Source organism: Bacillus sp. SIMBA_005 (assembly GCF_046535585.1).
In the GTDB taxonomy this organism is placed as follows: Bacteria; Bacillota; Bacilli; order Bacillales; family Bacillaceae; genus Bacillus; species Bacillus pumilus.
The window spans coordinates 1-10,017 of sequence record NZ_JAWRWI010000019.1 but is presented as its reverse complement, the minus strand read 5'-3'; the positions used below and the strand labels follow the sequence as shown (position 1 = coordinate 10,017).

Genomic DNA, 10,017 nt, shown 5'->3' with positions numbered 1-10,017 from the left:
TGTTCATCCCCCACAGACTTGTGTTATTACCCTTATTATACAAAAAAGCTTGTAGACTTTGTCTACAAGCTGAAAGCACACCTCAGTGTGCTTTTTTATGTGTCATTAATCATTAAGTAGTCGAATGTCTTGGAAAGGATAAAACACAAATGAAGTCGTTCCTTGAATATCACTCTTTGTAAAAAGACCTAAGCCATTGCGGCTGTCCATTGAGTTTTGACGATTGTCACCCATGACAAAATACTTGCCTTTTGGAACGGTAAGAGGGCCAAAATCAGGTGTCAGCAAGGTCCCATCTGCAGCTGCTTTCTTTTTGTTTGACGCTAAGTAAGGCTCTGCCACTTTTTGACCATTGACATATAGCTGGTCATTTTTCATTTCAATTTTATCACCAGGTAAACCAATCAACCGTTTAACATAATGAGTGCTGCGGTCTTCCCCATCAAGAACAATGATCTGTCCCCGCTTGTAATCACCGAAGTAATCAACTGTTTTATTCACAAAAACCCGTTCTGTATCATGCAATGTTGGGTACATGGAAGACCCTTTGACAATGTATGGTGCGAATAAAAAGTTACGGATGATAAAAACAGCGATGAATGCGATTAAGATCGCTTTAAGCCAGCCCCATACTTCTGATTTCTTTTTTTGTGTTGTTGTATTTGTTGTCATAAGCTCCTCCTGAAATCCCCTAGGACGAAATGCGTTACACCAGCTACACGCCAGCATCACGCTTGTATCACCCTAAATATAAACATATTTTGCCAACAAATCAAGCGATGAGAGAGAAAAAGGCAAGCACCCTTCTGTGCTTGCCCAAAACTCAGTTACTTAGCAGAAGAATCCTCTTCTTTTTCTTTTGATTTACCATAGAAATAATCAGATGGATTCACTGGTTTAAAATCAGACAGCTTGTGGAATCGAAGAAGATCCCTATAAAGCACTTTATCTGATAGGCTTAACTGATTATCGACACGGGCTTTAATTGCCTCTGTCTTTTTATTTTGTTTCACAACTTTACCTGTTTTTGTATCATAGACAGTGTTATCTACAAGTGTATATTTTGGTGTCACATAGTTTCCGTTACGGAATGCAACAGTTTGATCATGCTTCTTAGAGAATAGATCTGTTCCAAAATTCACATACTCATTTGAATCAATACCTTGTAAGTGAAGAAGCGTAGGCATCACGTCTACTTCACCACCATACGTATGGTTCACGCCACCCTGTTTGCCAGGAATACGAATCATGAGTGGTACACGCTGGTTTTGCGCATTTTGATAAGGTGTAATTTCTTTCCCTTGAATTTCGCTCATTGCACGGTTATGGTTTTCAGAAATACCGTTGTGATCACCATATAATAAAATGACAGAGTCTTTATACATACCTGATTTTTTCAAGTCTTTAAAGAATTGCTCTAATGACTCATCTAGATATCTTGCTGTTTGGAAGTAGTTATCTACTGTTTTGTCACCAGTTGTTGCCTTAGCAATCGTCGCATCTTTTTCATCTAAATTAAATGGATAGTGATTAGTCAATGTCATTAAATGTGCATAAAATGGCTTTTTCATTGATTCTAGCATCGGGATTGATTCTTTGAAGAATGGTTTATCCTTCAGACCCATATTCACAAGATTTTCTTCATCCATGTTGTAATATGAAGCATCGAAGAATTGATCATATCCCATATGCTTATAAATCGTGTCACGGTTCCAGAAAGATTTATAGTCCCCGTGAAGCACTGCGCTCGTATAGCCTGCTTTTTGATCTAGGATGGCAGGGAGTGATTGGTAAGTGTTTTCACCTTTTGTTACAAACGCTGCTCCCTCTGGCAAGCCGAACATACTATTATCCATCATCAGTTCAGCATCAGCTGTTTTTCCTTGACCTGTCTGATGGAAGAAGTTATCGAAATACGTAAAGTCCTCTTTCCCATGAGCCAGCTTATTTAAAAACGGTGTCACTTCTTCTCCATTTAGTTTGTAGTCAATTAAGAAAGACTGGAAGCTTTCTAAATGGATTTTAATGATGTTTTTCCCTTTTGCTTTACCGAAATACTCTGCATTTGGCTTCGCATAGTGAGAAGCTGTATAGTTTACAACATCTGTTAAATCTTCACTGCTCGCATTTGCTACCTGTGTTGCATTTTGTGCTGATTGTACTCCGTCATAAATCGTATAATTATAAACACCTAAATATTTGACAACATACTTATGATCAAATGTTCTTGTTAACAATTCTGGACGGTCCTTTTCAGCTAAATGAAGGTTTACGAAGAACAGTCCTACACCTGCAGCCACAATCAGCAGTGCAAATGTCTTTTTCATTTGGAATTTCTTCACTTCTGGTCTCCAAATCACAATCGCAATCAAGATCATAATATCAAGGAAATACAAAAGGTCATGCGGCTTAATACTAGATAACACACCGCCAGTCATGCCTCCTCCAAGATTGCCTGCTTGCTTCATTGTGGAGAAAGTCAAAAAGTCATCAAAGAAACGGTAGTACGCTACATTCGCATATAAAAGTGCGGTCATAATAAAGTCAATCACAATTAAAACAATGGCAGATTTACGACCCTTCAAAAAGAGAGCCAGTCCCAAAAACACAATGGCTGAACTAAATGGATTTAATAAAAGAAGACCCTCTTGAAAAGAACCTTTCACTCCTAAATTAAAGTCCATTTTGTAGGCTGCATACGATTTCGCCCAAAATAAAAGGACAGCCAATACAAAAAAGCTATATTTGTTCGCAAATATTTTTTTCATAAAACCTCTTCTTTCTTATTATCGTTCTGATATAAATGAAATCATAAAAAATTTACATTGATTTTGCAAATGTAAATCTTCTTCACCAAGCATTCCGATGCTCTGTTTCCGCCGGATATGTGTGCTCCTCTAATATAACGTATGAGAAGCATTATAGGTTTCAAAAAAACACGAGTAAATAAAAGGAAAAATATCCATTTACATTTGATTTACACACACTTTGCAATTCAATGGATGAAGAAGGGTTTGTAAATCACTCAGTACTACTTTACTTTTTTCATCTATTCGTGTCAAAGTAATTATAAAGAAAAGGAAGAATCACCTAGGTCTTTCGACTCTTTCACCTAAATTTATACAAAATTTGATAACTTCCAGCCATCCATGTATTTTATCTCCTTCTAACAATCTAAAAAAGTTTTAAGCAAAAAAAGCTTGATTTCTCCTCCTCATATGCGGTGTGATAAAGATATAGATTTTCAACAAATCAGGCTGGAGGACATCACATGAAACATAACAAACAAATAAACGCATTTGAAGAACGATTTTCAGAAGAAATAGACCACATCATTGCTGTCACAGGACCCTCAGGAGTAGGTGCAGGAAAAGCCGGACAGGAATCTCTTTGGACCGCTTCTATTCCACTGATTGCATGGAAAGATAAAGACCTCATCACAACAGAAAACATCAGACTCTGCTGGTTAACAGATGAAGAGGGATTAAGGGAAAAGCAGACACAATTACATAAAGAATCAATCGTGACACTTCAGGTCCGAAAAGGCGAAGGTGAGTTCATGCTTGTATCACTCATCGATACAGATACACAGGATGAAGAGCTGCAAGTGATACTAGAAGAAGCCCAAAAACCTATTTTTTATCATGATGACATACTGGGTACCTTTGAATTAGTGAAAGGACTAGACTTATTTGAAACAACGATCCAGTGGAGTAATCAAGAGTGCCTGCTCTACTTCAACCTCGAAGAAGATGAAAAAGTAAACGACTCTCTTCGAACCGCTAGACAACTCATGAAAGAGCAGACTACATGGGATGCTTCTATTAAATCATTTGCAGCAAATCAGCTGCTTGAACTAGCTAAAGACTGGCAGGCACAAGATGACTCCGCTGAAACACAAGAAGAGCTTACGCTGGATCACTTTATAAGCCGAATCTCACTCGAAAGCTTGCATGCCTACCCAAATGGAGAGTTTGAGGTCTACTGTCATGACGGTGATTTGTTTTGGGGACATGTCATTATTGTCTCTGGCAATATCAATGGCACCTTTCAAGATGCCCACATTGCAGGCTAACAATTGGAGGGGTAAGTAATGGAGTTCAAAGCTTTTCATGAATTAAAACAATTAGGGAAAACACCCATCGTGGCTAAGATTGGTGGCTTTCGTCCTGATCCAGCAGCATACAGCTGGTTTGCCGGTCATTTCTTCATCCACCGTGATCAAGGCTGGCCCATAGATCAAGATGGTGTCATGATTCCAATCTTACAAATTCATTTACCTGAAGTGCCAGGAGGATTAAACGGATTCAATGAATGTCAATTGATTCAAATCTTTCTCAATCAGAAAGCACTTCCGATGGATATCACAAAAAACGGCGAAGGGTGGAAACTCATTGAATATTCAACTATGGATGGATTAGAAGTAGTTGAGACTCCCGAAGAAGTGAGAGGACTAAAACCCTTTCAAATCCAATGGAACGAAAATGAGCAAAAGGACTTCCCCTGCTGGGAAGAAGCTTGGTCATATGTTGATTTATCAGAAGTGAATGAAAGTGATGAAGCGACAGAACACTTCTTTGATCAATACACCCATTATTCGTTCACAAAAATCGGTGGATATGGAGCATATATTCAATCCCCACCCCATCATCAACCAGGCGAGTTCATGCTGCAAATCGCCTCAGAAGAAAAACCTCGGTTTATGATTGGGGATAACGGCACGATGTATTTCTATTACGACAAAGACACAAAAGAATGGTTTATGCATTGGGATTGTTTTTAACGTTGTATTGAATGAAACCTTCCCTCCTTCTAAGCGTAGGAAATAATATGGAAGGAGGAACCAACATGGGATTCATTTTTGATATCTTCTCACTAGCTGTGTATATTCCTTTTCTACAGGTAGATGAAGAGGATATCTCTAGCAACGAAGGCGAGCTCAAAAAGTATAGCTGGTTTCATGCATTATTAAATGATCCAGCTTACAGACACCTTATCATTTATCATCCTGATGTCAGACACGTCATTGGCAGATGTCACACGGATAAACTCCAGCGCAAGCGATACAACTTAAAATGCGAACGTAAATTACTGAAAGCTTTACGTCGTGCTATGTACATATACAAAAAGAGCCGCACTATCCTGTGTGGCTCTTTTCATATATCCTTTTGAAGAAAACATTTGACGCCTGGACAACTCTCCCCGTATATTATGTATAAATCCATCTTTTTCATAGAAAAGGGGGCTTCACATGCGCTTGTTTAATTATTGGAAAAAAAAGCAGCAAAGACAGCAGGTCACCACTGAAAAACAGGAAGACAGCATCCCAATCAACTTCTCCGCACTTCCCTTTGGCTCAGACACCATAGATGATTTTTTGTTCAACTTAGACCTTACCTCGAAGCTCACAGATCCCTATAAAGAAACAGACCCGAACAAATGAACCTAACCTAACCTCATCCAATCCCGGATGATTTTTTTATACTCGATGAAAGGTGTGGCCCATGAAAACATATTATATCGCGAGACACTGCCAAGCAAATGGACAATCCGAGGATGCGTCTTTAACGCCACAAGGCATCGCACAATCTCACGCACTAGCAGAGTTCTTTAATGGCATTCACTTCAATCAGATCATCCAAGTCCCTACAAGCGAGCGCTCCAAACTGCTGATCCTCTTGCTCATGCAAAACAACTCGAGGTAAAAATTGATCAACGTCTCGCTGAACGTGTGCTAAGTAGCAAACCAATGGACGATTGGTACGAGAAACTAAAGCTCAGTTTTACGGACTTACATTTGACTTGTGAGGGCGGAGAATCAAGCCTCGAAGCCATGAACCGCATTGTAGAATTATTCTACGAACAAATAAATTCAGAAAACGATCATACCCTATTTGTTACACATGGCAATCTTATGAGCCTGCTTCTTAAACATGTCGATCCCATGATTGGATTCAAAGAGTGGGAAAAACTAAGCAATCCAGATGTCTATGTCCTGAAATATTTTAAACCAGATCATATAGAAATAGAGCGAATATGGCATAAATAAACGGCAGAATGAATTCTGCCGTTTCCTTATCTATTGTTGATAATAAAAAGCCTCTACCCACTCATACGGCTTCTTACGCTCCGCACACCATTTCATGAAGCCTCTTGTCTCCGTTTGCTGAAATTTCTTCCAGTCTGATAAAAGCCGATCATAATAGGCTACTTGTTTTTCAACATTAGTGCGAATTCTCTTATCTTCGATCAGCATCATGACATCTTCAATACCTTGAATTCGCTCTTGGTCTTTCTCATAGATGCTCAAATAAAGATCTTCATGTATATGATGAAACGAATACCATAAAGCCGATAAATAGGTTTCGCATATTTGAACAATGACACGCTGCTCTTTGCTGCCTCCAAGCTCTAGTGCCTTCAATAAATAGGGCAGCCCTTCTCCCCGATGCACAAACAAGCCCTGCCAGCGATACGGCCTCACATCCATCGGATCAACTTTCTCCCACTCTTGCAGAACAGGCTGAATCACCCCAATGATCAATGGATATACAAGCAAATGATGTCCATCCTCAAACCGTTCAATCTTTTCAAACAGCCAAGCAACAAATGACCGCCGTGCTGCAAATTCGTTCTCCTTCATTTCTTCAACAAAAGTCTGAAGAACCTTTAACGCATCTTTACGCAGACCCTGTTCTTTCTTCACACAGTACTGTCTAAAAAGCGGAAAATCATGGGATCCCTCGTCTTCAATGATGGTCTGTAATATCGTCTTCATTTGCAAGTTAACAACTCCGCCTTTTTACATTTATTCTATTTCTCATTTATCTTTGAATCATAAATCTGATTCCTTAACGCTGATTTACCCATTCTAAATAACGCCTTTGAATCACTTTTTTGATTTTATCGTAGTTCTCCCAACCATCTTTAACATAATATACGCCTTCAGCTTCTGGAAATGTCTCCTCGTAGTCATCTAAATATAAACCATTATCAAAATCGAAATATTCTTGGGTAAATTTATTTCCCTCATCATTCAGCATATCATTTGAAAACACACCATCACAGTCCATATAGATTTGAGTCCCTGTCACTTCTCGTGATTTAAATTTTTGAATTTCACCCTCAATGTCTTCTTCAAATTCTTCACTGAACAAATCATTATCAATGATCCACCCCAAAAACATGCCTGTATGTACAAAGGCTTGATCAATAGATAAGTCCTTTGGAAACTCCCCATCATAATGATATTTTGCTTTATCATAAACGACTACTTCAAACAGCATTTCCTGCTCCCTTCATTTCTTCTCTATTTCAAAAATAACTTTAGGTCTAGGTAAGTCCATCTCATTTAAGCGTGATTAGAATGGTATAAACACCTAATTGTTCTTTCGCTTTAGAAAGCCCCTAGTACCCCTCAAACCCATTCTTTTCTATGTTCATGAATGAATTGTATGTCTTTTTGATAATGCTCAAGGTGCCCCTCATCAATCATTTTTTGAAAAGCTATATCCCCGTCACTCGCTTTTCGTTTCATGTACTGACATAACCCTTTTAAACGCAGCAGCACCATCTCCACATAATCTTCTGCTATTTCCTCACCATAAGCTTCAAAAAACAATTTGACTCTATACTTTATATGGCCTGCATGTTCTAATGAATGATAATTCATGATCTCCCCCTTTTCAGTGCGAAAAAATCTACTGAGAGGCACACATGTATAAAGGGTATAAGCGATATCCCAAAGTCTTGGACCAGGAGCAGCTACATCAAAATCAATGATTCCCACTGGCTTTTTATCTTTGAAAATGATGTTGTACATCGCAAAATCATTATGGCACACAACCTCTATGTTGTTAGGCGTATTGTCCATTCGTTCCCAATCGTCTGAAATGGGAAAATCACAAACAGCATCATGATACAGTCTAAGCATTCTCGCTATTTCTTTTAAGGCATGGTGAGAGCACATGTATTCTTTTAAAGGATCATGACCGGCTACGCCTTCAATGAAGGACAAGATCTCTCTACCTTGTTCATCAACCCCTAAAAACTTTGGAGCATAGGAGAAATTCTTTTTTTCTAAATGCTTTAGCAGCTTTCGTGTATTGATATTGTCTGAATTTACTTCTCGACGAACCGTATCTCCCGAACGATATACGTTCGAGACATTTCCACCTGTCAATAACTCCTCATGATCATTTTGTTTTTTCATAAATTCTCCCCTCAAACTGGGTCACAATGATGATGTCAGCTAAAGATGTGTATGTACCCACAAATATTCATTTAGTTATACAAATAAAGGTAGTACACTGTTTTATGTGAATGTGCTGCCTCATTTTGTATCCTTACATGGTTAAATGTATCTTATCAAATGTTGCAAATCATCTAAAGATTATTCTGCTAAAAGAAGTACATGCTCATTCTTTTCTAATAGGTTTCTATTTTTTATCTAAATAACTCATTTAAACCACAAAAAAACGTTTCACCACGAGGGTGAAACGTTAGATTGACGGGAAAAACCAATCATGAACTTATTAATAGATACCGGTGGCCGGGGTCTAACCGGCACTCCGAGATAAATTATTCCCAAAGGGCAAGGTATACCCTCTTCAAGTAAAGCACCCGTTAATGAAATATAAATTAAAGTTCTTCTTGATATATTTTTGATTTTATCGGCTTTAAACTCAAAGGAATTTTAAACTCATGAATACTTTCAATATGATTAAAAAAATGTTCTATATCGTCATAATCCATTGACCATTCTTCTACCACCTTTAACTTTTTTAACTCGTTTGTTGGTTTAAATAAAAATTCACAGTGTAGTTGTTCCATGTGAGAATAATCATCTTCTTCATAAACTGTAAACTGACGTAGAAAGTCAAAATGAAATAGTTCCTCTCCTGTAAAATCATAGAAACCACACTGAAATAAAATTTCTTTATCTTCGTCGCCCTCAACTGTCACTTTTGAAAAAGCCTTAAATGTTTCCCAAACCTTTTTTATATCATCGGTATCTTCACCAATGCTATCTTTAAGATAACTTTCAGCATTTTCAACCGTAATCATTCCAACACCTCTTATGTACAATTTATCCAATCTTTCTTCAATTAGCCTGCCCCTTTATTTTAATAATAAGGTAACTATCAATAAAGTATAAGTTAATCTCCTTAGAATGGCCCCTCAGTAACAACCATTTTTTATCATCTAATGCACTTAAACTGGTATGTATATTTTTCAAGTACTAGACGAGGGGATTATATAGGGGTGTCTCCCCTATAGTGGGGTACTGTGGCCTAACTGTGGTTCGGTGCTAATTTCACAGGGTACTAGTGTCCTCTTATAAAAAACAAATAAAAAACAAATAAAAAACAAATAAAAAACAAATAAAAAACGCCCTCCTACAGTTTGTAGAAAGACGTTTAAACGTTGATATTCCTTAATTCTTCTGTAATGGACGATAATAAAGAATATCTAAAATTAGATACCGGTGGCCGGGGTCGAACCGGCACTCCGTGAGGAACACGATTTTGAGTCGTGCGCGTCTGCCAATTCCGCCACACCGGCATGATCATTAAAGAGCGCAACTTATGATAAAAAACATGGTGCCGAGGGCCGGACTTGAACCGGCACGGTAGTCACCTACCGCAGGATTTTAAGTCCTGTGTGTCTGCCAATTCCACCACCCCGGCAGTCTTTTCAAAAAGGCGACACCCGGATTTGAACCGGGGATAAAGGTTTTGCAGACCTCTGCCTTACCACTTGGCTATGCCGCCATTATTGGAGCGGAAGACGGGATTCGAACCCGCGACCCCCACCTTGGCAAGGTGGTGTTCTACCACTGAACTACTTCCGCAAATCAACTGGGCTAGCTGGATTCGAACCAACGCATGACGGAGTCAAAGTCCGTTGCCTTACCGCTTGGCTATAGCCCAATAATAAAATGGGGCGATTGATGGGAATCGAACCCACGAGTGCCAGAGCCACAATCTGGTGCGTTAACCACTTCGCCACAACCGC

Annotated in this window: 10 protein-coding genes, 6 tRNA genes and 1 pseudogene; 5 read left to right on the top strand and 12 right to left on the bottom strand. The window is 38.7% G+C overall.

What is annotated here, in order from left to right:
* Positions 1-105: 105 nt before the first annotated feature.
* On the bottom strand, positions 106-672 hold the full coding sequence (gene lepB / locus SB660_RS18730; protein WP_058014471.1) for a signal peptidase I: 567 nt from the start codon (positions 670-672) through the stop codon (positions 106-108).
* 155 nt (positions 673-827) lie between these two features.
* Positions 828-2,768 carry a lipoteichoic acid synthase gene (ltaS, locus tag SB660_RS18725; RefSeq protein WP_058014472.1) on the bottom strand — a complete coding sequence of 647 codons (1,941 nt, stop codon included), beginning with the start codon at positions 2,766-2,768 and terminating at the stop codon, positions 828-830.
* Between the two features lie 503 nt (positions 2,769-3,271).
* Here ltaS and SB660_RS18720 point away from each other — a divergent pair.
* From SB660_RS18720 to SB660_RS18700, 5 genes and pseudogenes are all read left to right on the top strand, one after another.
* Positions 3,272-4,075, top strand: coding sequence for a DUF2262 domain-containing protein (locus SB660_RS18720; protein ID WP_410583718.1), 804 nt, complete (start codon positions 3,272-3,274; stop codon positions 4,073-4,075).
* Between the two features lie 18 nt (positions 4,076-4,093).
* Entirely contained in the window at positions 4,094-4,783 is a 690-nt protein-coding gene (locus SB660_RS18715; protein ID WP_410583716.1) for a DUF1963 domain-containing protein, read from the top strand.
* Between the two features lie 65 nt (positions 4,784-4,848).
* Positions 4,849-5,172 (top strand): hypothetical protein, encoded by a 324-nt coding sequence (locus SB660_RS18710; protein ID WP_410583714.1) that lies wholly within the window; start codon positions 4,849-4,851, stop codon positions 5,170-5,172.
* Between the two features lie 79 nt (positions 5,173-5,251).
* Entirely contained in the window at positions 5,252-5,443 is a 192-nt protein-coding gene (locus SB660_RS18705) for a hypothetical protein (RefSeq protein ID WP_306011893.1), read from the top strand.
* A 61-nt stretch (positions 5,444-5,504) separates the two neighbouring features.
* Positions 5,505-6,049: pseudogene (locus SB660_RS18700) on the top strand (histidine phosphatase family protein).
* A gap of 30 nt (positions 6,050-6,079) precedes the next feature.
* Here the strand turns inward: SB660_RS18700 and SB660_RS18695 are convergent.
* The 10 genes from SB660_RS18695 to SB660_RS18650 all read right to left on the bottom strand — a co-directional run bounded on the left by SB660_RS18695 (position 6,080) and on the right by SB660_RS18650 (position 10,017).
* A complete protein-coding gene (locus SB660_RS18695; RefSeq protein WP_410583712.1) occupies positions 6,080-6,784 on the bottom strand; it encodes a hypothetical protein in 705 nt (234 codons plus the stop codon).
* 67 nt (positions 6,785-6,851) lie between these two features.
* Positions 6,852-7,286 carry a DUF7832 domain-containing protein gene (locus SB660_RS18690; protein ID WP_410583710.1) on the bottom strand — a complete coding sequence of 145 codons (435 nt, stop codon included), beginning with the start codon at positions 7,284-7,286 and terminating at the stop codon, positions 6,852-6,854.
* Positions 7,287-7,417: 131 nt separating this feature from the next.
* Positions 7,418-8,212 (bottom strand): phosphotransferase, encoded by a 795-nt coding sequence (locus SB660_RS18685; RefSeq protein ID WP_410583708.1) that lies wholly within the window; start codon positions 8,210-8,212, stop codon positions 7,418-7,420.
* A 428-nt stretch (positions 8,213-8,640) separates the two neighbouring features.
* The gene (locus tag SB660_RS18680; RefSeq protein ID WP_410583706.1) at positions 8,641-9,066 is read right to left on the bottom strand and encodes a hypothetical protein; all 426 of its coding nucleotides are present in this window, start codon (positions 9,064-9,066) and stop codon (positions 8,641-8,643) included.
* Positions 9,067-9,482: 416 nt separating this feature from the next.
* Positions 9,483-9,564 (bottom strand) — tRNA-Leu (locus tag SB660_RS18675).
* A gap of 36 nt (positions 9,565-9,600) precedes the next feature.
* Positions 9,601-9,689 (bottom strand) — tRNA-Leu (locus tag SB660_RS18670).
* Between the two features lie 13 nt (positions 9,690-9,702).
* Positions 9,703-9,773, bottom strand: a tRNA-Cys gene (locus SB660_RS18665).
* A 5-nt stretch (positions 9,774-9,778) separates the two neighbouring features.
* Positions 9,779-9,853, bottom strand: a tRNA-Gly gene (locus SB660_RS18660).
* Positions 9,854-9,860: 7 nt separating this feature from the next.
* Positions 9,861-9,932: transfer RNA gene (locus SB660_RS18655), tRNA-Gln, on the bottom strand.
* 9 nt (positions 9,933-9,941) lie between these two features.
* A tRNA-His gene (locus SB660_RS18650) sits at positions 9,942-10,017 on the bottom strand.

Excerpts from the sequence above, each read along its gene's own strand:
- lepB (WP_058014471.1), bottom strand. The coding sequence starts at position 672 with ATGACAACAAATACAACAACACAAAAAAAGAAATCAGAAGTATGGGGC.
- ltaS (WP_058014472.1), bottom strand. The coding sequence starts at position 2,768 with ATGAAAAAAATATTTGCGAACAAATATAGCTTTTTTGTATTGGCTGTC.
- SB660_RS18720 (WP_410583718.1), top strand. The coding sequence starts at position 3,272 with ATGAAACATAACAAACAAATAAACGCATTTGAAGAACGATTTTCAGAA.
- SB660_RS18715 (WP_410583716.1), top strand. The coding sequence starts at position 4,094 with ATGGAGTTCAAAGCTTTTCATGAATTAAAACAATTAGGGAAAACACCC.
- SB660_RS18710 (WP_410583714.1), top strand. The coding sequence starts at position 4,849 with ATGGGATTCATTTTTGATATCTTCTCACTAGCTGTGTATATTCCTTTT.
- SB660_RS18705 (WP_306011893.1), top strand. The coding sequence starts at position 5,252 with ATGCGCTTGTTTAATTATTGGAAAAAAAAGCAGCAAAGACAGCAGGTC.
- SB660_RS18690 (WP_410583710.1), bottom strand. The coding sequence starts at position 7,286 with ATGCTGTTTGAAGTAGTCGTTTATGATAAAGCAAAATATCATTATGAT.
- SB660_RS18685 (WP_410583708.1), bottom strand. The coding sequence starts at position 8,212 with ATGAAAAAACAAAATGATCATGAGGAGTTATTGACAGGTGGAAATGTC.
- SB660_RS18680 (WP_410583706.1), bottom strand. The coding sequence starts at position 9,066 with ATGATTACGGTTGAAAATGCTGAAAGTTATCTTAAAGATAGCATTGGT.